Source organism: Roseibium sp. (genome assembly GCF_050301095.1).
Classification (GTDB): domain Bacteria; phylum Pseudomonadota; class Alphaproteobacteria; order Rhizobiales; family Stappiaceae; genus Roseibium.
The window spans coordinates 1-20,595 of sequence record NZ_JBNKYW010000121.1; the positions used below are offsets into that span (position 1 = coordinate 1).

At 61.2% G+C, this 20,595-nt stretch carries 17 protein-coding genes; 12 read left to right on the forward strand and 5 right to left on the reverse strand.

Annotated features, from left to right (window positions below; all coding sequences use genetic code 11):
* Window positions 1-567 (reverse strand): NAD(P)/FAD-dependent oxidoreductase (locus ACQY7U_RS10840; protein ID WP_428644342.1); only part of this gene is annotated, 567 nt, incomplete at its 3' end.
* A gap of 313 nt (window positions 568-880) precedes the next feature.
* Between ACQY7U_RS10840 and ACQY7U_RS10845 the strand changes: the two genes are divergently transcribed.
* From ACQY7U_RS10845 to ACQY7U_RS10860, 4 genes are all read left to right on the forward strand, one after another.
* Window positions 881-1,822, forward strand: coding sequence for a uracil-DNA glycosylase (locus ACQY7U_RS10845; RefSeq protein WP_428644343.1), 942 nt, complete (start codon window positions 881-883; stop codon window positions 1,820-1,822).
* 167 nt (window positions 1,823-1,989) lie between these two features.
* A complete protein-coding gene (locus tag ACQY7U_RS10850) occupies window positions 1,990-2,601 on the forward strand; it encodes a PilZ domain-containing protein (RefSeq protein ID WP_428644346.1) in 612 nt (203 codons plus the stop codon).
* A gap of 114 nt (window positions 2,602-2,715) precedes the next feature.
* Window positions 2,716-3,573, forward strand: a complete 858-nt coding sequence (locus ACQY7U_RS10855; RefSeq protein ID WP_428644347.1) for a S49 family peptidase — start codon at window positions 2,716-2,718, stop codon at window positions 3,571-3,573.
* A gap of 45 nt (window positions 3,574-3,618) precedes the next feature.
* Entirely contained in the window at window positions 3,619-3,804 is a 186-nt protein-coding gene (locus tag ACQY7U_RS10860; protein ID WP_428644349.1) for a hypothetical protein, read from the forward strand.
* 69 nt (window positions 3,805-3,873) lie between these two features.
* On the opposite strand, the gene ACQY7U_RS10865 is transcribed toward ACQY7U_RS10860, so the two are convergent.
* A complete protein-coding gene (locus tag ACQY7U_RS10865) occupies window positions 3,874-5,265 on the reverse strand; it encodes an MATE family efflux transporter (RefSeq protein ID WP_428644350.1) in 1,392 nt (463 codons plus the stop codon).
* 381 nt (window positions 5,266-5,646) lie between these two features.
* On the opposite strand from ACQY7U_RS10865, the gene ACQY7U_RS10870 reads away from it, so the two are divergent.
* From ACQY7U_RS10870 to gltS, 4 genes are all read left to right on the forward strand, one after another.
* Entirely contained in the window at window positions 5,647-6,582 is a 936-nt protein-coding gene (locus ACQY7U_RS10870; protein WP_428644465.1) for a glycine--tRNA ligase subunit alpha, read from the forward strand.
* Window positions 6,583-6,753: 171 nt separating this feature from the next.
* On the forward strand, window positions 6,754-7,311 hold the full coding sequence (locus ACQY7U_RS10875; protein ID WP_428644352.1) for a LemA family protein: 558 nt from the start codon (window positions 6,754-6,756) through the stop codon (window positions 7,309-7,311).
* 13 nt (window positions 7,312-7,324) lie between these two features.
* Window positions 7,325-9,274 carry a DUF2207 domain-containing protein gene (locus ACQY7U_RS10880; protein ID WP_428644353.1) on the forward strand — a complete coding sequence of 650 codons (1,950 nt, stop codon included), beginning with the start codon at window positions 7,325-7,327 and terminating at the stop codon, window positions 9,272-9,274.
* Window positions 9,275-9,330: 56 nt separating this feature from the next.
* Complete coding sequence (gene gltS, locus ACQY7U_RS10885; RefSeq protein ID WP_428644355.1) at window positions 9,331-10,548, forward strand: sodium/glutamate symporter; 1,218 nt, start codon at window positions 9,331-9,333, stop codon at window positions 10,546-10,548.
* A 44-nt stretch (window positions 10,549-10,592) separates the two neighbouring features.
* Here the strand turns inward: gltS and ACQY7U_RS10890 are convergent, their stop codons facing one another.
* On the reverse strand, window positions 10,593-12,173 hold the full coding sequence (locus tag ACQY7U_RS10890; protein WP_428644357.1) for a putative bifunctional diguanylate cyclase/phosphodiesterase: 1,581 nt from the start codon (window positions 12,171-12,173) through the stop codon (window positions 10,593-10,595).
* 245 nt (window positions 12,174-12,418) lie between these two features.
* Here ACQY7U_RS10890 and glyS point away from each other — a divergent pair, with 245 nt between their 5' ends.
* Window positions 12,419-14,506, forward strand: coding sequence for a glycine--tRNA ligase subunit beta (gene glyS / locus ACQY7U_RS10895; RefSeq protein ID WP_428644359.1), 2,088 nt, complete (start codon window positions 12,419-12,421; stop codon window positions 14,504-14,506).
* 184 nt (window positions 14,507-14,690) lie between these two features.
* On the opposite strand, the gene ACQY7U_RS10900 is transcribed toward glyS, so the two are convergent.
* Window positions 14,691-15,926, reverse strand: a complete 1,236-nt coding sequence (locus ACQY7U_RS10900; protein WP_428644361.1) for an MFS transporter — start codon at window positions 15,924-15,926, stop codon at window positions 14,691-14,693.
* A gap of 376 nt (window positions 15,927-16,302) precedes the next feature.
* Between ACQY7U_RS10900 and nadA the strand changes: the two genes are divergently transcribed.
* The 3 genes from nadA (at window position 16,303) to nadC (ending at window position 19,987) form a co-directional block, all read left to right on the forward strand.
* Complete coding sequence (nadA, locus tag ACQY7U_RS10905; RefSeq protein WP_428644363.1) at window positions 16,303-17,385, forward strand: quinolinate synthase NadA; 1,083 nt, start codon at window positions 16,303-16,305, stop codon at window positions 17,383-17,385.
* Between the two features lie 102 nt (window positions 17,386-17,487).
* Window positions 17,488-19,089, forward strand: a complete 1,602-nt coding sequence (locus ACQY7U_RS10910; RefSeq protein ID WP_428644365.1) for an L-aspartate oxidase — start codon at window positions 17,488-17,490, stop codon at window positions 19,087-19,089.
* Between the two features lie 34 nt (window positions 19,090-19,123).
* Window positions 19,124-19,987 carry a carboxylating nicotinate-nucleotide diphosphorylase gene (gene nadC, locus ACQY7U_RS10915; RefSeq protein ID WP_428644367.1) on the forward strand — a complete coding sequence of 288 codons (864 nt, stop codon included), beginning with the start codon at window positions 19,124-19,126 and terminating at the stop codon, window positions 19,985-19,987.
* A 13-nt stretch (window positions 19,988-20,000) separates the two neighbouring features.
* Here nadC and ACQY7U_RS10920 read toward each other — a convergent pair whose 3' ends face one another.
* Window positions 20,001-20,594 (reverse strand): HupE/UreJ family protein, encoded by a 594-nt coding sequence (locus ACQY7U_RS10920; protein ID WP_428644368.1) that lies wholly within the window; start codon window positions 20,592-20,594, stop codon window positions 20,001-20,003.
* Between the last annotated feature and the right edge of the window lies 1 nt (window position 20,595).

A 20,595-nucleotide genomic window follows, 5' to 3' on the forward strand; every position in this document is an offset into this window, starting at 1 on the left:
GTATTTGCCACGCAGCTCCATGCCACGGGTGAACATGGCGTTGGGCTTGCCGTCCCGGCCGATGCCCATGTCGCCCGTGGCAACGCCGACGACTTTGCCTTCGTCGTCGTAAAGCACTTCGGCGGCGGCGAAGCCCGGATAGATTTCAACGCCGAGCGCTTCGGCCTTTTCCGCCAGCCAGCGGCAGACGTTGCCGAGAGAGACGATGTAGTTGCCGTGATTGTTCATCAGCTTCGGCATGAACATGTTCGGCAGCCGCATGGAGCCTGCCGGGCCGAGCACCAGGAAGTGGTCGGCGGTAACGGGCGTCTTGAGCGGTGTGTTCTCTTCTTCGCGCCAATCGGGGAGAAGCTTGTCGAGCGCGATCGGATCGATGACGGCACCGGACAGGATATGGGCGCCGACCTCCGAGCCCTTCTCCAGAACCACGATGCTCAGCTCTTCGCCCTTTTCGTTGGCGATCTGTTTCAGCCGGATTGCCGCTGCAAGCCCTGCCGGGCCCGCGCCAACAATCACAACATCCACATCCATGCTCTCGCGCTCGCCAAGCGCTTCCTGTTCGCTCATACTTGTCTCCCTCAGCCCAGAAGGGGCATGTCCCAGCTCATTTCGCCCTATTTGCCCCAATTCGCAGTGCAAAACACGACATTTTTCATGGTCGATTGCGAAATCTTTCCGGCTTTGCCTCGTTAGGGAGCAGATAGAGCAAAGCGCGGTCAAGGCGTCAAGAGGGGTTAGTTACGTTTACGTAAACGTTATTTATCTGATTGTTTCCAATGTGTACAGCCCTTGGAAAACCCCTGTCGAAAGCTTCATTCAGACCCGGCAGCCTTGTACTCTACCCGCATCCGGGTAAACTCCGCCGCCGGAGGCCGACACCTTGCAGCAAACCCCGGACGAACTACGCCACATCGAAGCCCTGCTGGATTTTTATGCCGGCTCGGGGGTGGACTGTTTTCTGGGCGACGAACCGGCCGACTGGTTCGAGCTGACCCGGCAGCAGGCCGAGCAGCGTCACAAGGCCCACCCTCCGGCAAGTCAGCCAGTGTCGCGCCTGCAGGCCGGAACGCCCATGCCGCAGGCCGGTGTCCCGGCCGGCGGATATCAAGCACCTCCTTCCGGCGCTCCCATGGCCGGCACTCCTATGGCCGGCACTCCCATGGCCGGCGGTCAGGGGACGGCGAGCGGGCAAAGCGCGGTCCTTCCGGACCGGGAAGTGATCGCGGCGGCACGCGACATGGCGTCTTCCGCGGCGAGCCTTGATGAACTGAGAGCCTGTCTGGAAGCTTTCGAAGGCTGCAATCTCAAGCTGACCGCCAAGAAGCTTGTATTTGCCGATGGCAATCCTTCGGCGAAACTGATGTTTGTAGGCGAGGCCCCCGGACGCGACGAGGATCTGCAGGGCAAGCCCTTTGTCGGCCGTTCGGGTCAACTTCTGGACCGGATGCTGGAGGCGATCGGGCTGGATCGCTCCGCGGCCTATATCGCCAATGTCGTTCCGTGGCGCCCGCCCGGCAACAGAACCCCGACACCGCAGGAAACGGAAATCTGCAAGCCTTTCATCAAGCGGCAGGTCGAGCTGGTGAATCCGGATGTCCTGGTATTTCTGGGGGCTGCTTCCGCGAAGACGCTGCTGGGCGTTCAGGACGGCATCCGCAAGATGCGCGGGCGCTGGATGACTTACCCCGTCGGGGGAAGGGATGTAGCGGCAATCGCCACCTATCACCCGGCGTATCTATTGCGCAGTCCGCTGGAAAAGCGGCTCTCCTGGCGCGATTTTCTGGCAATCAGGCAAAAGCTTCAGACGGGGGCCGAAAGGTGACAATCAGCGCCGGTCTCCCTCCGCCTTTGGAGAGGAGCCGGGCAAGACCTCAAACTTCCTTGCCGTTTTTTCATTTCCTCCGGTGGGGCGGAGGAAAGGCGACGTTGCGTAAACCTGCCGGTTGGGCTAGAAGGTGCACGACTACTCGCATTCAGTGTGAAATTTATTTGAGCAATCACATTATGGCGATTGATGCCAAGATAAATGCGCCGGCGCTTGTCGTCGATCTTGCGGATATGTCCTGCTTTGAGGTGTCCGCCCGGGACCTCACGGAAAGGGGCTGCTGGATCGTCTCCGACAAGGTCGACCTCCTGAAAGAGGAAATCGGCCTCAGGGTCGAAGGGTTCGACAGGCTGATCCGGGGCACGGTGATCGCCTATGGCGACAAAGAGGCGCAAATCTCCTTTGAGGTGGCGCAGGACATGCCGTCCGAAAAGCGGCGCGAAATCCGCCGACCGGTTTTTATCACGGCAATTGTGTGCGGAAAAACCAGCCCGGTTTCCGAAAGATGCCGCATCGTGGACGCCAGCAGGTCCGGTTGCCGGCTGGAAGGCGACAGGATCGACCGTCTGCCGTCCGAGATCGAAATCTCCATTCCTGAGCTGGACTTGCCGATCGACGGCACCATCGTCTGGCGCAGGGACAATCATGCGGGCGTGAAGCTGAACTGGTCGTTTGAAAGCCGGCCGGAAACGCAGGAACCGCAACAGACCGGCCGCGGGGAAGACGGGGTGGCAAAGCCCGCCCGAAAGATACGGATCAGTGCCTTCGGCCGTTGATCAGGTCCGCCCGGCGGAGGTGCCCCGCCGGATTTCGCTTCAGTGCACCTTTGCAAGCCGGAGAGCGATACTTATATCGGATTGAGGCTATGTCTCATTCAGGATTTTGATCTCGTGATTTCAAGCGTTCGCCGTTTTCTTCCGAAGCCTTTTCGCAAGGACAAGCCGGTCATTCCGGTGGTCCGCCTTCAGGGAGCAATCGGCATGTCGGGCCCGATGCGGTCCGGCCTTTCCCTGGCATCCGCCTCCCTGCCGCTGGAAAAGGCCTTTTCAGTGAAGAAGGCGCCGGCGGTTGCCCTCATCATCAATTCGCCGGGCGGGTCGCCGGTGCAGTCGCGCCTGATTTTCAAGCGCATCCGGGATCTGGCCAAGGAGCACGATAAAGAGGTGCTGGTCTTTGTGGAAGATGTGGCTGCCAGCGGCGGTTACATGATTTCCCTGGCGGGCGACGAGATTTTCGTCGACCCTTCCTCCATCGTCGGTTCGATCGGCGTGGTGGCCGCGGGGTTCGGCTTTACCGAACTCATCAAGAAGATCGGTGTCGACCGACGGGTCTATACGGCGGGCGAGAAGAAGGTCACGCTCGACCCCTTCCAGCCGGAAGTTCCCGAAGACATCGAATACCTGAAGGGCCTTCAGCAGGAAATCCACGAGACCTTCATCGAGATGGTCAAGTCCCGCCGCGGCGATGTACTGGCGGATGATCCTGACCTCTATTCGGGCAAGTTCTGGACGGGCCGCACGGCCATTCAGCTCGGCCTGGCGGATGCCATCGGCGATTTGAGGAGCGTGCTGAAGGAGCGTTACGGCGAGAAGGCCGAGCCGAAACTGATTTCCGCCCCCAGAAGCATGTTCGGACGCAAAACCGGAGTTGGTGTGGGTCTTGCCGGCGCTCGGCTGACCGAGGGGCTTGGCGAAGAACTGATTTCGGCTGCCGAAGATCGTCTGATGTGGATGCGCTATGGTCTCTAGCGCGGTTGAAACCTTGCCGCGGGCCGAAAGAAGAAGGGGAACGGGATGACGGAATTGATTGGCGTGGCGGCCCTGGCTGTCGGGGGCTACTGGATCATGCAACGGGTCAAGCGCAAGATGGCCGAAGTCGAGAACAGGATTTCGAAGGCGGCCGCCAGCGCGGACCCAAGGGGGCGGGGAGAGAAGCTTGTTCTTGATCCGGTCACCGGCAAGTACAAGCCGCAGGCCTGACAACAGGCCGACCGCGTCCCGTGCGCCAGGTGAAGGGCCGCGGGCAGGAAATCCCGCCCGCAGGTTGGTTCATCGGGCAGAAACTGCCCGAAACAACCCCCATCTTGCCGTGCTGCTGCGCGCCGCTTGAGCGAGCACGACGGCCGTTGTCAGCAGCAGCAGGGCTTCACCGGCCGGTCCCGCCAGCCAGACACCCGGTTCGCCAAGGAACAGGGGCAGCGTGAAAACGAGCGGGACAAAAAAGAGATAGGGTTTCGCAAGGCTCAGGAGAGCTGCCCTCTTCGCATCACCGAGCGACTGGAAATAGGTTGCCACCACAAAGAGCAGACCGGCGGCGAAGTACATGGCAGTCATAACCGGCAGGATGCGCGCGACTTCATCCGCAACTGCATTCTCTTCAACAAAAAGCAGGCCGATCGGGCGTGCGAACAACAGCAGCACCACCTGTACCGATCCACAATAGACAAGCGCCGCCGCCAGACCGAGCCGCAGCGTGCCGTCTGACCTGTCCAGGAGCCGTGCACCGAAGTTGTTGCCGATCATCGCCTGCAGCGCCTGGGCCAGCCCCAGAAGCGGCAGATAGGCGAAAGTCATGATGCGCGTGATAATGCCGAAGGCGGCCACGGTGGTCTTGTAGCCTTCCGCACCGATGGCCTGCAGCATTGTGAAGGTTGCCGCGGATCCGAGTGCGATGCCGATGAAACTGAGGCTCTGCGGGGAACCAAGCGCCAGGATGGAGCGCCAGTCCGAGGAGAGCGGGTATCTGATCAGGGCCGTTGGCCGAAGTGCGGTTCCACCGCGGATGCGGAAGGCCAGCACGCAGGTGAAGGCAAGCAGCTGGGCGAGCACCGTACCGTAGGCGCTGCCGGCGACCCCGAGGTCCATCAGACCGATCAAAACGTAGTTGAAGCCGATGTTGGCAAGCGAGACCAGCAGGCTCAGACCGGCCATCAGGCCAACCCGGCCTTCGTTCCGCAGGGCATCGACATTTATGGCAAGGACGAACATCAGGGGCGAGGCCCAGACCGTGATTTCCAGGTAAGTGTGAGCCATCGTGGCAATGGATGCCTGGCCGTCGGCCGCCGCAAGCGTTGCCTGCCGGCCGAGCAGCAGGAACAGGATGATGACCGCAAGGCTGATGCAGAGCGCCAGCCCGTGCGCGCCGCTGTAGACGGCACGGGCGTCATCCGTGGCCCCGGCGCCCAGACGGCGGGCAAGCAGGCTCGACATGCCGCTCGAGACAAGCGTCGCCAGCGCGGCCAGCAGCATATAGGCCGGGAACATCAGCGTGACGGCACCGAGCGCGTCCGGTCCGGCAAAGAGTCCAAGAAAGACCGCGTCCATAACCGTGAGGAGCCCGTTCATGCTCATGACGAAGATGATCGGCAGGGCGGTTCTGATCAGGGTGGGGCCGAGCGCCCCGTGCGTGAAGCTGTTGGTTCTTGAAGTGTCAGACGACATTCCAGTCTCCCGTAAGTGTCATTTCGAGGAGAAGGAGGGGCCCGCATTGCCACCAGCACGAAATGCGTGGAGCTGAAAACACTCGTCCAAGTCAGACCTTCACCAGGACATATGTCCGCGGGCGGCGGGCGTCTGAAACCGCTCTTCCTGTACTGCACCTGCAGATGCGCCGTCAATCAGGCAAGCGGGTGGCCTGCCCGAAATCCGCGCACTGTTGCTTGCAGGGCGCACTAAAAAGCAGCGCCGCGGCCGGGGGAAAACGCTGCCTTGACCTGACCGGCGCATCGTGGCACCTGTCGCCACCGGAAAGGCGGCGCTTGCCCGCCGCAACGAGCTCATTTGCGGAAGTACCCCATGTCGACCGAAACCCTGCCGGCGCATATGCGGCCGGAAAATTCCTTTCAAGGCCTGATCCTGACCCTGCAGCGCTACTGGGCCGACCAGGGCTGTGTGGTGCTTCAGCCCTACGACATGGAAGTCGGCGCCGGGACGTTCCATCCGGCAACCACCCTGCGCTCGCTCGGGCCGCGCCCGTGGAAGGCCGCCTATGTGCAGCCCTCCCGCCGTCCGACCGATGGCCGTTACGGCGAGAACCCCAACCGGCTGCAGCACTATTACCAGTTCCAGGTCATCCTGAAGCCGTCGCCTGCCAACCTGCAGGACCTTTATCTCAATTCGCTTTATGCCATCGGTCTGGATCCGAAACTTCACGATATCCGGTTCGTGGAAGACGACTGGGAAAGCCCGACCCTCGGCGCCTGGGGGCTCGGCTGGGAATGCTGGTGCGACGGCATGGAAGTCTCCCAGTTCACCTATTTCCAGCAGGTCGCGGGCTTCGAATGTTCCCCGGTTTCGGGCGAACTGACCTACGGTCTTGAACGCCTCGCCATGTATATTCAGGGCGTCGATAACGTCTACGATCTCAATTACAACGGACAGGAAGGCGACGGCAAGGTCACCTATGGCGACGTCTTCCTGCAGGCCGAGCAGGAGTATTCGCGGCACAATTTCGAGCATGCCAACACCGAAGTTCTGTTCCGGCACTTCAAGGACGCGGAAAGCGAGTGCCGCGCCCTTCTGGACGCGGGCGCGAAGGCCCGTGACGAGAACGGCGCGAATGTGCACCAGGTGGTTCTGCCGGCCCATGACCAGTGCATCAAGGCCAGCCACGCCTTCAACCTGCTCGATGCGCGCGGCGTGATTTCCGTGACCGAACGCCAGAGCTACATTCTGCGCGTGCGCGAACTTGCCAAGGCCTGCGGTGCGGCTTTCCTGGAAACGGAAGCCGGGGGCGTCGGCTACCACAACCAGGGCTGAGAACCGGACGCGAAACGCCTCCGAAGGCCGGTTGATCCGTCAAGCGTGCCTGGAGGTAGCACCGGGAATTTCTGAATTCCCGGTTGCCTGCTTCCGCAAGCCCGCCTTGAACGGGATGACAAGCCTTGCTGTAACTTGTAGCCTCCGAAACGATATATTTTGGAGGGATTTATGGCGACCTGGTTCATTCTGGCTTTTCTGATTGCGCTCTCTGTCTTTGCGATCATTCTCTACAACGGTCTCGTCAAGAAGCGGCAGATGGTCGAGGAGGGCTGGAGCGGCATCGACGTGCAGCTCAAGCGACGGGCGAACCTGATCCCCAACCTCGTGGAAACCGTGAAAGGCTATGCGTCGCACGAGAGCGAGACGCTCGATACGGTGACGCGGATGCGGGCGCAGGTTACCGCATTGCCCAAGGATGACGTGGTCGGCCGGGCCAAGGCGGAAGGTGAACTGTCACAAGCGCTCGGGCGCCTGTTTGCCGTTGCCGAAGCCTATCCGGATCTGAAGGCCAGCAAGAACTTCTCCGATCTGCATTCCTCGCTCGATGAAATCGAACACGCCATTCAGATGGCGCGCCGCTATTACAACGGTGCCGTACGCGGTCTGAACGTGGCGGTCGAAAGCTTTCCCTCCAACCTGATCGCCAATCAGTTCAAGTTCGAGAAGGCCGAATATTTCGAGATCGAGGACGAGACGGACAGGGCTGTGCCCAAGGTGCAGTTCTGAAGGAGGCGGTCATATGCTGAAACGCTTCCTTGCCTGCGCACTCGGCACGGTCTTTCTCGTTTTTGCCGCCCTCCAGGTTCAGGCAGACGAACGTATCCAGCGGTTCGTCTCCAACATCGACGTGGCCAAGGACGGTACGCTGACCGTTACGGAAACCATCAAGGTCCGGGCAGAAGGCAACCAGATCAAGCGCGGCATATTCCGGGATATTCCGCTGACCGCGGAAGGTGCCAACGGCCGCGTTTATCAGGTTGGTTTCGAATTGCTGTCCGTCCTGCAGGACGGCCGCCCTGCGACTTACTTCGCCGACAGGAACAACCAGGGCATCCGCATCTACATCGGCGAGGAAAGCGTTTTCCTGCAGCCTGGGTCCTACACATACACCATTGAATACAAGACCGACCGTCAGATCCGGTTTTTCGAGGACCACGATGAAGTCTACTGGAATGCGACGGGGAACGAATGGGCGTTTCCGATCGACGAAGCCGTCGCACGGGTGGTGTTGCCTGAGGGGGCCGTCGCCACAAAGTGGACGGCCTATACCGGCTATTTTGGCGATACCGGTACGGCCTATGAGGCCCGCGCCGATGAAGGCGGGCGGGAGGTCATTTTCAAGACCACTGCGGGACTGCCGCCCTACGCGGGGCTGTCGGTGGTCGTGGCCATGCCGGTTGGTGCCGTCACACCGCCGAACGAGGCTGACAAACTGCGCTTTTTCCTGAGTGATTATGCAGGCGAACTGATCGGTGGCGCCGGGCTCACCCTGGTGCTGGTTTATTACCTTGCCGCCTGGTGGATGGTCGGCCGGGATCCGGCAAAAGGCGTGATCTTCCCGAGGTTCAAACCGCCGTCGGACATTTCACCGGCCCTTGCCAAGTACATCGTCAATCGCGGTTTCGGCGACGGCGGCTGGGTCGCCTTGTCGGCGGCCTGTCTCAATCTTGCGGTCAAGAAGCGCCTCAAGCTGGACGAAGACGATGGCGATGTGACGCTGAAACTGACCCGGAAGGGCCGGGAGGACCAAATTCCCGGCTTCGGCCTGCCAAAGGGGGAAGCTGTGCTTGAAGCCTGGCTGATCGGGCGGGGCAGCCCGCTGACGCTGAACAAGTCGAACGGCACGTCGATCAAATCCCTCGGCACCAAGTTCCGCCGGGCGATAGAGCGTGAAAGCCGGAATGTGTTTTTCCGCAACAACAGGGCGTTTCTGATCCCCGGAGCAATCCTCAGCGTGGTGACGATTTTCGCGCTTCTGATCTTCGGACAACTGATGCCGGATCAGGTCGGCTTTATGGTCGTCTTCATCGTCTTTTCGGTGTTCGCATCGGTCTTCGCGGTCAATTTCGGCAAGATCGTTTTCCGCTTTGTGGGCATGCAATCCCGCATGGCGGTCATATTCGTCACCTTCGGCCTTGCTATGACCGGTGCCGCCTTCGGGGCCTATCAGGTCAACGGCGGAATGGAGTCGCTGCCTGTCCTGCCTCTGATCGCGGTCGCGCTGGGCGCTCTGAACATATTGTTCTTTTTTCTTCTCGGTGCGCCGACTGCCGCCGGGCGTCGGGCCCTCGACGAGATCGAAGGGTTGAAGATGTATCTTTCCGTTGCCGAGAAGGAGCGCCTCAACATGGCGGAAGCGCCGGATATGAGCACGGAGCACTTTGAGGAGCTTCTGCCCTATGCCGTCGCTCTCGGAGTGGAAAAGCCTTGGGCGAAGTCCTTCGAGGCATGGCTTGCAACCGCTGCCGGTGCGGCGGTTGCCGCCAGCTACCACCCCGGCTGGTATTCCGGACGTCACTTCGATGCCCGCCGCATTTCCGACAGCGTCGGTTCGACGGCGAGTTCGATGGCCGGTTCGTTCCAGTCGTCGCTGCCGGTTCCCAAATCCTCCAGTTCCGGGTTTTCCGGGGGCTCCTCCGGCGGCTCTTCCGGCGGCGGCGGCGGTGGTGGCGGTGGCGGAGGCTGGTAACAGGGCGGTCTTTGCCTGACGAACAACAACAAGCAACGGAAAACGCCGGAACCATGATGCCCGAGTCCCTCTCCATCAATGAGTTCGCCAGTTTCAATCTGGCGATCCTTGTCTATTTCCTGGGTGTCCGGCTGAACAAGAAGATCCCGTTTCTGAACCGGTTCAACATTCCCGAACCTGTCTCCGGCGGTTTGCTGGTCGCTTTTGTTGCGCTCCTGATCTACCTGGGGTTCGACAAGGAAATCGGGTTCTCGTTGAAATCGCGCGACTATCTGCTCTTCTGTTTTTTCACTGCCATCGGGCTGAATGCACGATTTTCAGATCTTGCAAAAGGCGGCAAACCGCTGCTCCTTCTGCTTTTCCTGACAGTCGGCTACATGCTGTTGCAGAACATCGTCGGCACTGGCATTGCGCTGGCCATGGGGCTGCCAACCGGTTTCGGTCTTCTGGGAGGCACGGTTTCGCTTGTGGGCGGACATGGTACGGCGATCGCCTGGGGACCGAAGCTGGTGGCCGATTACGGTGTGCCGGGGGCGGTGGAAATCGGGGCCGCCACTGCAACGCTCGGCCTGATCGCAGCCAGCCTTCTGGGTGGCCCGGTCGGCAATTACCTCATCGAAAAAAGAGGCGCCAAGCCCGCAGCGGACCGGCCGGAGGAAGCGCCGATGATCGGTATCGAAAGCGACCGGGAAGGCGGGACCAGCGTGACCCATACCGGCCTGATGCGCTCTCTGCTGGTCCTGAACATTGCCATCGGTCTCGGCGTCTGGCTTCAGGAGGCGTTGAAGACATGGTTCGGACTGGATCTTCCGGTCTTCGTTGTCTGCCTCTTCTGCGGCATTGTCCTGTCCAACACCGTTCCGGCGCTTTTCCCGAAGATGACCTGGCCCGCCCGGAGCCGGTCCCTCGCTGTTCTCTCCGATCTTGCGCTTGGTATCTTTCTGACGATGTCCCTGATGAGCCTGCAGCTGTGGACGCTCGCAGGTCTCGCCGGACCCATGATGCTGATCCTCGCTGCCCAGATTTTGGTTGCCGGGCTTTTCATCGTTGTCGTGCTGTTTCCGGTGATGGGCAGGGACTATAATGCGGCGGTTCTGGGGGCGGGGTTTGCCGGGTTTTCACTCGGCGCGACACCGACCGCGATTGCCAACATGACGGCGGTTTCCAAACACTACGGTCCGGCAACGCAGGCTTTTCTGGTTCTGCCGCTGGTTTCGGCGTTTTTCGTCGATCTCGCCAATGCCGTCATTATCCTGCTGTTCCTGGACGGGTAACGTAAAGCGGCTTTGTCTGAACCCGCTGGCAATCGTGAAGGGGATCAGACCGTTTCGGCGCTTTCGGCAAAGGGCAGCCGGCCGTCCTTCTGGGAAGCCAGCAGGTTGTTGGCCTCCTCAGCGGGAACTGCTTTCGCGTAGAGGAAACCCTGTCCATAATGACAGCCGCTGGCATTGAGGGCTTCGTGGATTTCGTTCTCTTCCACGCCTTCGGCGACCGCATCGATCTCAAGCCCTTTCGACAAAACCAGAATGGCCTCGACGATTGCCGCGCACTGCTTGTCGACAAGCATGCGTTCGGTGAAGGACTTGTCGATCTTGACCTTGCGGATCGGAAAGTCGCGCAGGTAACTGAGACTGGAATGACCGGCACCAAAATCGTCAAGAGCAATGAAGATACCGGCTTCGGTGAGTTCGGTCAGGATACGCTTGGCAAGTTCCGGGTTCTTCACCAGCGAGGTTTCGGTGATTTCCAGCGCCAGTCGCTCGGGCGGCAGACCGGTTTTCTCAAGCAGCGACAGGATCTGGTGCGGAAGTCCCGCGTCCTGCAACTGCACCGGGGAAAGGTTGAAGGAGAGGTAAAGCCCTTCCGGCCAGGTTCGGGCTACCTTGCAGGCTTCTTCCAGCAGGTGCCGGGTCAGTTCCGATATGATGCCGCAATCCTCGGCGATCGGGATGAACTGCTGCGGCTCGACGTTGCCGAAGTCGCTGTCAAACCATCGGGCAAGGGCCTCGAAACCCGCTATCCGCCCTTTGTCCAGGTCGAGGATGGGCTGGTAATGAACCTTGACCTCGTTGTTCGATATCGCCTGGCGAAGGCGCTGCTCCAGCAGGGTCCTGTGCAGGATCGAAGCGTCCATGTCGACTTCGAAGAAACGGTAGGTCGAGCGACCGGAGGACTTGGCACGGTAAAGGGCGATGTCGGCCCGGCGCAGGAGTTCGGTGATCGCGTGACCGTCATGCGGATAAAGCGCGATGCCGATACCCGTTCCAATGGCAATCTGCCGGTCGCCGAACTCGAACCGGTCGCTGATGCGGGTCAGCAGCCTTCGCGCGAATCCCGACACTTCCGCCTTGTCGGTGAATGCCGGACTGACGACCGCGAACTCGTCGCCGCCCAGGCGCGCGACGATCCCGTCCGTGCCCACGGTTTCTGCCAGCCTGTCGGCGAAACTGCGCAGCAGATTGTCGCCGAAGGAATGGCCGTAAACATCGTTGATGGGCTTGAAACCGTCGAGATCCAGCATCATCACGGCGCGGAAGCTGTCCGGCTTCAGGTCCCGGCTGAGATCGGTGAAGGCTTCCAGGAGACGGCGTCGGTTGGCCAGTCCGGTAAGCGGATCGTGCTGGGCCAACGCAAGGGCTTCCGTGTGGGCGGAAGACCTGATCCGAAGTTCCTTCCGGAGACGGCGCGTCGCCCAGATGCCGAAGCCGAGGCCGAATGTTGCAATGACAAGCAGTATGCTGGTGATGATTTCGAATGTCAGGTGATCGTGGTCGGAACCGATGCCCAGAACAGATACCGGGAAGAATTTCAGCGCAGCAAAACTGGCGACAACGACGACCAGCAACGCCACCAGGGAAATGGTCAAGTATCGGCTATTGGTGACTTCCCGGTGCGCCACGTATTCGGTCCCAAAACAACAGGTATTGTACTCGGCGCAGAGCTTCACATGCATTTGTTGAAGAAGAGTGAAACATTGGCCTTGAAAAATAAGCGGCGTCGAAACGGGGGAGCGGACGGGGTGAAAACCCGTCGGACGGCAAGGCGAACGAACCGGAAAGGGGGTGACAAGTCGCCATCGACTTGGTAACGGACGCGCAGTGTATTTCCGGCGAAATCCCACCAAGACCAAAGGCGTCAATTTCCATGCCCGATCTTCTGCTTGAGCTGTTCAGCGAAGAAATTCCGGCCCGTATGCAACGCAAGGCGGCCGATGACCTGAAATCCCTCGTGACCAACGCCTTGGTGGATGCCGGCCTGACCTATGAAGGCGCAAAGGCGCTCGCGACGCCGCGCCGGCTGGCGCTGCATGTGGCCGGCATTCCGGTCGGCTCCGCCGCCACCCGCGAAGAACGCAAGGGGCCGCGCGTCGGTGCACCGGAAAAGGCCGTCGAGGGGTTTCTGCGCGGTGCGGGCCTTGCCTCCGTCGGTGAGGCGACTATCCAGAGCGACCCGAAGAAGGGCGATTTCTACGTGGCGGTAATCGAGAAGCCGGGCCGGTCGGCAATCGACATCGTCGCCGAGTTCATGCCCGGGATCCTGCGCAATTTCCCCTGGCCGAAGTCCATGCGCTGGGGAACAACGTCTACCCGCTGGGTGCGGCCGCTGCATTCCATCGTTGCCACTTTTGGTCCGGAAACCGAGGAGCCGGACGTCGTCCCGTTCGAATTCGACGGCATCCGGTCGGGCAAGACTACGCGCGGACACAGGTTCCTTGCCGATGAAGCCTTCGATGTACGCCGTTTCAACGACTACGCCACCAGCCTTGAAAAGCACAAGGTGGTTCTGGACGCGGACCGGCGGAAGGAAATCATCCTGAACGATGCCAAGGACCGGGCTCTGGCGCTTGGCCTGGAGCTGGTGGAAGACCCCGGTCTTCTGGAAGAAGTCGCCGGTCTCGTGGAATGGCCGGTGGTTCTGGCCGGAACCTTCGACGAGGACTTTCTGTCGATCCCCGACGAATGCATCCAGCTGACGATCCGCGTCAACCAGAAGTGCTTCGTCCTGAAGGACCCGAAAACGGGCCGGCTCGCCAACCGTTTCGTGCTGGTCTCCAACGTTGTTGCGGATGATGGCGGCAAGATGATCGTTGCCGGCAACGAAAAGGTGATCCGGGCCCGACTTTCCGATGCGCGTTTCTTCTGGGACACGGACCTGAAGTCGAAGCTTTCGGACAACCTGCCGAAGCTTGCCGAAGTCAAGTTTCACGAAAAGCTGGGCAGCGTCGGCGAACGGGTCAACCGTCTGATTGCACTTTCCGCCGAACTGGCCCAGGTCGCCGGTGCCGACGAGACGAAGGCCAGACGGGCGGCCGAACTGGCCAAAGCCGACCTCGTGTCGGCCATGGTCTTCGAGTTCCCGGAACTGCAGGGCCTGATGGGCCGCTATTACGCCGAAGCCCAGGGCGAGGATGCGTCTGTCGCGACCGCCATCGAGGAGCACTACAAGCCGCAGGGCCCGTCCGACAGCGTGCCGTCCGACCCGGTGGCCGTTGCCGTTGCGCTTGCCGAGAAACTGGACCTTCTGGCGGGCTTCTGGGCGATCGACGAAAAACCGACCGGCTCCAAGGACCCCTATGCGCTCCGCCGCGCCGCGCTCGGCGTGATCCGGATCGTGCTGGAGAACAATCTCCGGATCCGGCTCGGCGAGGTCATCCTGTCCGCAGCCAAGCTGCATTCGGTCGAACTCGACGATCCGGCAACGCTTGTAGGCGATCTCCTCGGTTTCTTCGGTGACCGTCTCAAGGTTCACCTGAAGGACGAGGGCGCCCGTCACGACCTGATCGATGCGGTGTTTGCGCTCGAAGGCCAGGACGACCTGCTGATGGTCGTCAAGCGGGTGGAAGCGCTCGGGGCGTTCATTTCCTCCGACGACGGCACAAACCTGCTCGCAGGCTACAAACGCGCGGTCAACATCCTGAAGGCGGAAGAAAAGAAGGACGGTGCGCCGGTCAACGGCAAGCCGCATGCCGATCACTTCCGCGAACAGGCCGAGATCGACCTTGCTTCCGCCATCGAAACCGCCCGCGCGGAAGCCGCCGACGCCGTGGCCGCCGAGGATTTCGAAGGCGCGATGGAAGCGCTTTCCAAGCTGCGCGTACCGGTCGACCGGTTCTTTGAGGATATTCTCGTCAACGCCGAGGATCCGGCACTCAGAATGAACCGCCTGCAGCTCCTCGCCGAAATCCGCGATGCGACCCATGTGGTGGCGGATTTCTCCAAGGTGGCGGGCTAAGCGGTTCAAAGTGGTAGTTATGTGGAAAGGCGGGCCTTAGGGGCCGCCTTTTTGTTGGCCAGACACCGAACAGTTGAAACAGCAAGATACCCCCACCCCTAACCCCTCTCCACAAGGGGGGATGGGTTAGGGGTGGGGGTATCCTTTGCTGTCGCGAATTATCAAAGGCCTACTCGCCTGAACCTCACTCCGCCGGTTGCAGAACGAGGCGCGCTACCGGTTTTTCCTGGATCGGCCAGTGTATGAGAGCCGCAAAGAGGCCGAGGACGATGCCGCACCACCAGATGGCGTCATAGGATCCGGTTTCGTCGTAGAGCTTGCCGCCGAGCCAGACGCCCAGGAACGAGCCGATCTGGTGCGACAGGAAGACAAAGCCGAAAAGGGTCGCCATGTAGCGCGGGCCGAACATGACGGCGACCAGGCCCGAGGTCGGCGGCACCGTGGAAAGCCACAGAATTCCCATAACACCTGAGAAAACCAGCACGGTGACGGGCGTTGCCGGAACCATGATGAAGACCAAGATCGCGGCGGCGCGGGCCAGATAAATCAGCGACAGGAAATGCGATTTGGAATAGCGGCCACCGATATAGCCGGAGGCCAGCGACCCGACGATATTGCACAGGCCGATCAGGGCGATGGCCGTTGCTCCCCACGACGGATCGAGTCCAAGGTCGGCGATATAGGGCGGCAGGTGAACTGTGATGAAGGCAACGTGGAAGCCGCAGACGAAAAAGCCGCAGGTCAGCAGAATGTAGCCGCGCGTCCTGAAGGCTTCAGCCATGGCCGAGGTGAGTTTCTGTTCCGCGGCGGGATGGCTGTCTTTCGGCAGTTCGGACCTGCCCTTGAGGGCCGCGGCCAGAAACGGGATCAGCGCCACCAGACCGGTGAAGACAAGCAGGGTGTCCTGCCAGCCGATATGCGTGATCAGCGCACCGCCGAGCGGGGCGAACAGAAATTGCCCGAGAGATCCGGAGGCCGTGCCGATGCCGAAGGCAAGCGATCTTTGCGCCGGGGTGACCGTGCGGCCGAAGGCGGCGAGAACCAGTGAGAACGAAGAAAACGCGATGCCGAGCCCGATCAGCACGCCGGCGGAGACGTTCAGCGCCACGGCGCTTTCCGCGTCGATCATAAGAACGAGGCCGGAAGCATAGAGGAAGGCACCGATGGTCATGGTTTTCCAGGTGCCGAAGCGGTCGGCCATCATTCCGGCGACAGGCTGGCCCAGACCCCACATGAGGTTCTGGAGGGCAATGGCCAGGGCAAAGATCTCGCGGCTCCAGTCCCGGGCTTCGGTCATCGGCTGGAAAAACAGGCCCATTGCGGAGCGGGGCCCAAAGGAAATCAGAGCAACCAGGCAACCGCAGGCGATTACCAGCGGAATATTGGGCCCCTGACGCGCTGCGTGTGTCTTTCCGGTCATGCAAACAAAGCCTCTCATCGTGATATTACGATTAGATAGCCCGGATCGGTTCTAACGGAAAACGCGAATTTTTGATCGATGCATCAAATTTGGAGATGATTTATCGGACGCGAACAGACTGGCAAGGTGGTTAGCCGGTTGTTGTTCGTGGCGGAAAATTCGATCTTATCTATCTGAAAACAAACAGACAAAAAATTCTTCACCTTGCCAAGCCGGAAAGTGATGGATTTTTGTCCGAGAAACACCTATATAAACTCAGAAAGAGCAAAAGTAGGCCTGAGCGCCCGTTTTCTTTTGCTGGTAATATGCTCAAAATGAGTATAAATGTTTTTCGGGCTTTTCCTGGAACGCCCGGTCAGCACAAAGGGAGGTCGCCATGACCATCGCCCAGACATCTGCCCCGATCGGCCAGCCGGTCGCACCTGGTCTGACGGCACTGGAGCGCTACGGCAAACTGGAGCGCCCGGAACTGCGCTACACGCCGGAAGTCGCCGAGGCGACCGCCCCGATCTATGAAAAGGTCAAACACATCATCCCGGCCATCGAATGGCCGGCGCTGGCGCCGACCATTCACGCGATCAACCAGTTGAAGAAGCAGCGCAACGCGGTTGTTCTGGCCCACAACTACATGACGCCGGACATCTACCATGGTGTTGCCGATATCGTCGGCGACAGCCTGCAGCTGGCGATCGAGGCAACCCGGACCGACGCGGACGTGATCGTCCAGTGCGGCGTGCATTTCATGGCCGAGACCTCAAAAATCCTGAGCCCGGAAAAAACCGTGCTGATCCCGGACATGCGGGCAGGCTGTTCGCTGGCCGAATCCATCACCGGTGCGGACGTGCGCGGGCTGCGTGAACGCAACCCCGGCATTCCGATCATCACTTATGTCAACACGTCTGCCGAGGTGAAGGCGGAGTGCGACATCTGCTGCACGTCCTCCAATGCGCTGCAGGTCGTGGAGAGTTTCGGCGTCGACAAGGTGTTTCTCATTCCGGACAAATATCTGGCGGCCAACGTCGGCAACAAGACGGATGTCGAGGTGCTGATCTGGGATGGTGCCTGCGAGGTGCATGAGCGTTTCACGGCGGAAGAACTGCGGGACTACCGCAAGATCGAACCTGACGTGAAGATCATCGCGCACCCGGAATGCCCGCCGGACGTGGTGGCGGAAGCCGATTTCGCCGGCTCGACGGCCCATATGATAGACTGGGTGAAAACAAAGCGGCCGGAAAAGGTGATGATGGTCACCGAATGTTCCATGGCCGACAACGTGGCCAGCGAGACACCGGGCGTCAACTACATCCGTCCGTGCAACCTGTGCCCGCACATGAAGCGGATCACGCTCGACAAGATCCTCGACTCGCTGCTTGAGATGAAAGAGGAAGTCGTGGTCGATCCGGCGGTCGCCGACAGGGCCCGCACCGCCGTCGAGCGCATGATCAACTTGAAAATCTGACCGGCTTCGGTCTAAACCGCAAAGCGATCCCTTCCGGGCTAAGGATGTTCCTGGGCCCGGAAGTCTTTCGGGCAATGCCCAATCTGTTCCAGGAAGTTTCCCATGGCCGTGTCGGTTGAGGATTTTGCGCCTGCCCATTCAGGTAAGGACGTGGATGATGTCGTCATTTTGGGAGGTGGTCTCGCAGGGCTGTTCTGCGCGCTGAAGCTCAGCCCGCGGCCCGTCACCGTGATCACCAATGCCCCGATCGGCGAGGGCGCGTCCTCCGCCTGGGCGCAGGGCGGCATTGCCGCCGCGATCTCCGAACAGGATTCGGTTGAGAAACACCGGGACGATACGCTTGCGGCCGGTTGCGGCATCTGCGAGGACAAGATCGTCGAACAGATGACTCGCGAGGGCAGCGAGCGGGTGCATGATCTGCTGTCGTACGGCGTGCCGTTCGACCAGGATCTCGAAGGCCGCCTGAAATTCTCCCGCGAAGCCGCACACTCCCAGAGCCGCGTCGTTCGCGTGCGCGGCGACATGGCGGGCAAGGCGATCATGGATGCCCTGATCGCAGCCGTCCGAAAGACGCCGTCGATCCGAATTCTGGAAGGGTATCTCGGCGAGAGCTTCCTGGGCGAAGGCCGCTATGTCACCGGCGTTCTGGCACGTCGCCGCGGCGGTCTGGAGCGCATGGCGTTTCCTGCAAAGGCCGTGGTGCTCGCTTCCGGTGGCATCGGCCACCTTTACGGCCTGACAACCAATCCGCCGGAAGCCAACGGCCACGGGCTGGCCATGGCCGCCCGGGCAGGAGCGGTGATTGCCGACGCCGAGTTCGTCCAGTTTCACCCGACGGCACTTGATGTCGGCCGGGATCCGGCACCACTGGCAACCGAAGCCCTGCGCGGCGAAGGCGCCACTTTGTTGAACAAGGCGGGCGAGCGCTTCATGGAGCGCGTGCATCCGGACCTGGAGCTAGCGCCGCGCGACATCGTCGCCCGGGCGATCCACAATGAAATCGCCGAAGGCCGGGGGGCGTTCCTGGACTGCCGAGACGCGATCGGCGCTCGTTTCAAGGACGATTTCCCGACGGTTTTTGCCGCGGCTATGGCCGCCGGCCTCGACCCTGCAAAGGATCTCCTGCCGGTCGCGCCGGCCGAGCATTATCACATGGGGGGTGTCTTGACGGACGCCAACGGGCGGACATCGCTGGACGGTCTGTGGGCAGCCGGCGAAGTCGCCTCCACCGGAGCGCACGGCGCCAACAGGCTGGCGTCCAATTCTCTTCTGGAAGCGGTTGTCTTCGCGGCCCGCATCGCCGAGGACATCCAGGGCCTGATGCCGACCCCGCGCAGCGCGCACTGGAACGAGATGGATGCCGCACCGGGCCTGCCGAGCCAGCGCAACGAAGAAGAACGCGATGCCATCACAGTGCTGCGCAGCACACTGGCCCGCAATGTCGGAGTGCTGAGGGACGCAGACAGTCTGAGGACGGCACTCGCCGACATCGCCAGGGTCGAGCAGAACTGCGTGCGCCAATCGATCCGCAACATGATGGTGACGGGCAAGATCATCGCGGCCTCCGCCCTGATGCGGCAGGAAAGCCGGGGCGGCCATTTCCGCAAGGATTTCCCGGACGAAAATCCTGCGCTTGCAAAGCGCTCCTACACCACCTTGAAGGAAGTCGAGGCGCTTGCCGCCGAGGCCCTGGAAACCGCCTGAGAACCGCCCGAAATCCACCTGAGCGGAGAGACGCATGACCCGGAAGACCCTGCCGCACCTGCCGCAGCTGATGATTGACGAGGCGGTCAAGACCGCGCTGCTGGAGGACTGGGGCAGAGCCGGCGATATTACCAGCCAGGCGACCCTTCCCGAGGGGGCTCGTGCAACGGCAGTCATCGCAGCCCGCAAGCCTGGTGTCCTGTCGGGAATCGGCTTTGCCGAGAGCGCGTTCCGGCAGACGGATGCAGGCCTTCGCTTCGAAGCTGTGAAACGGGACGGCGACAGGCTAGCGCCGAAAGACGTAGTGGCGCGGATCGAGGGGCCGGCCCGAGGGCTGCTCTCCGCCGAGCGGGTCGCACTGAACTATCTCGGACATCTTTCTGGCATCGCCACCGCGACGTCGGCATTTGCCGATCTGATCGCGCATACCAAGGCCGACATCGTCTGCACCCGCAAGACGACGCCCGGTCTGCGCGCTTTCGAGAAATACGCGGTCAAATGCGGCGGCGGCTCCAATCACCGCTTCGGGCTGGATGATGCCATCCTGATCAAGGACAACCACATCGCGGTCGCGGGCGGTGTGACGCAAGCCATCGAGGCGGCAAAGGCCTTTGCCGGTCACCTTGTGAAGATCGAGGTGGAAGTCGACACGCTCGACCAGTTGCGTGAGGCGCTTGCCGCCGGTCCCGATGTCGTCATGCTCGACAACATGCCGCCGGACGTTCTGAGGGAAGCCGTGGCGATTGCCGGTGGCCGGGTACTCCTGGAAGCGTCCGGCGGGATCGAACTCGATACTGTCAAGGCGGTTGCCGAAGCCGGGGTGGACCTGATTTCCTCAGGCTGGATCACCCATTCGGCTCCGGTTCTGGATCTCGGGCTCGATATCGAGATTTCCTGAAATGGAAGCGGCTTCAGGCCGCCGCAAGGTAAATTCCGCCGAGAGCCATCAGGGCACCGAGGCCACGGATGATCCGCGTGGCGCGGGCAGGATCGTTGCGCGCGGAGATCGACGCGCTGTAGCCGATCAGAAGGCCCGTGGCGTGCAGGAGCGCCGTTGCCAGAACAAATCCGGCCGCATAACCGAATTCCGTTGCCGCTCCCATTTCACCGCCATGCGCATACCCGTGGCAGATGCCGAAGAGGGCAACGAACGCAGCTGAGGCGGGCAGCGGCAGGCGCAGGGCAAGAGCGACAACGAGGCCCAGAACGATCACCGAAGTCAGGATGAGCGGTTCAACATAAGGCAAGGGAAAGCCGGCGAGCGCCAGACCGAAGCCGGCAATCATCGCGCTGACAAAGGCGGTCGGCAAAGCCAGAACGGCACGACCGCAGAGAAGCGCGGCCCAGAGGCCGACGGCAATCATCGCCAGTACATGATCCGTGCCGAAGAGGGGATGGCTGAAACCGGCCGCAAAGGAACCGTGCTCGGCAGGATCGAGGTGCGCGAAGGCGGGAGAGGTGGCCGTAAGGGCCAGGGTGGCAGCAAGCGCCAGGCGGAAAATCATG

Coding starts and splice junctions, on each gene's coding strand:
- gltS (WP_428644355.1), top strand. CDS start 9,331: ATGCCCGAGTCCCTCTCCATCAATGAGTTCGCCAGTTTCAATCTGGCG.
- nadA (WP_428644363.1), top strand. CDS start 16,303: ATGACCATCGCCCAGACATCTGCCCCGATCGGCCAGCCGGTCGCACCT.
- glyS (WP_428644359.1), top strand. CDS start 12,419: ATGCCCGATCTTCTGCTTGAGCTGTTCAGCGAAGAAATTCCGGCCCGT.
- ACQY7U_RS10875 (WP_428644352.1), top strand. CDS start 6,754: ATGGCGACCTGGTTCATTCTGGCTTTTCTGATTGCGCTCTCTGTCTTT.
- ACQY7U_RS10880 (WP_428644353.1), top strand. CDS start 7,325: ATGCTGAAACGCTTCCTTGCCTGCGCACTCGGCACGGTCTTTCTCGTT.
- ACQY7U_RS10900 (WP_428644361.1), bottom strand. CDS start 15,926: ATGACCGGAAAGACACACGCAGCGCGTCAGGGGCCCAATATTCCGCTG.
- ACQY7U_RS10865 (WP_428644350.1), bottom strand. CDS start 5,265: ATGTCGTCTGACACTTCAAGAACCAACAGCTTCACGCACGGGGCGCTC.
- ACQY7U_RS10910 (WP_428644365.1), top strand. CDS start 17,488: ATGGCCGTGTCGGTTGAGGATTTTGCGCCTGCCCATTCAGGTAAGGAC.
- nadC (WP_428644367.1), top strand. CDS start 19,124: ATGACCCGGAAGACCCTGCCGCACCTGCCGCAGCTGATGATTGACGAG.
- ACQY7U_RS10860 (WP_428644349.1), top strand. CDS start 3,619: ATGACGGAATTGATTGGCGTGGCGGCCCTGGCTGTCGGGGGCTACTGG.
- ACQY7U_RS10870 (WP_428644465.1), top strand. CDS start 5,647: ATGCGGCCGGAAAATTCCTTTCAAGGCCTGATCCTGACCCTGCAGCGC.
- ACQY7U_RS10920 (WP_428644368.1), bottom strand. CDS start 20,594: ATGATTTTCCGCCTGGCGCTTGCTGCCACCCTGGCCCTTACGGCCACC.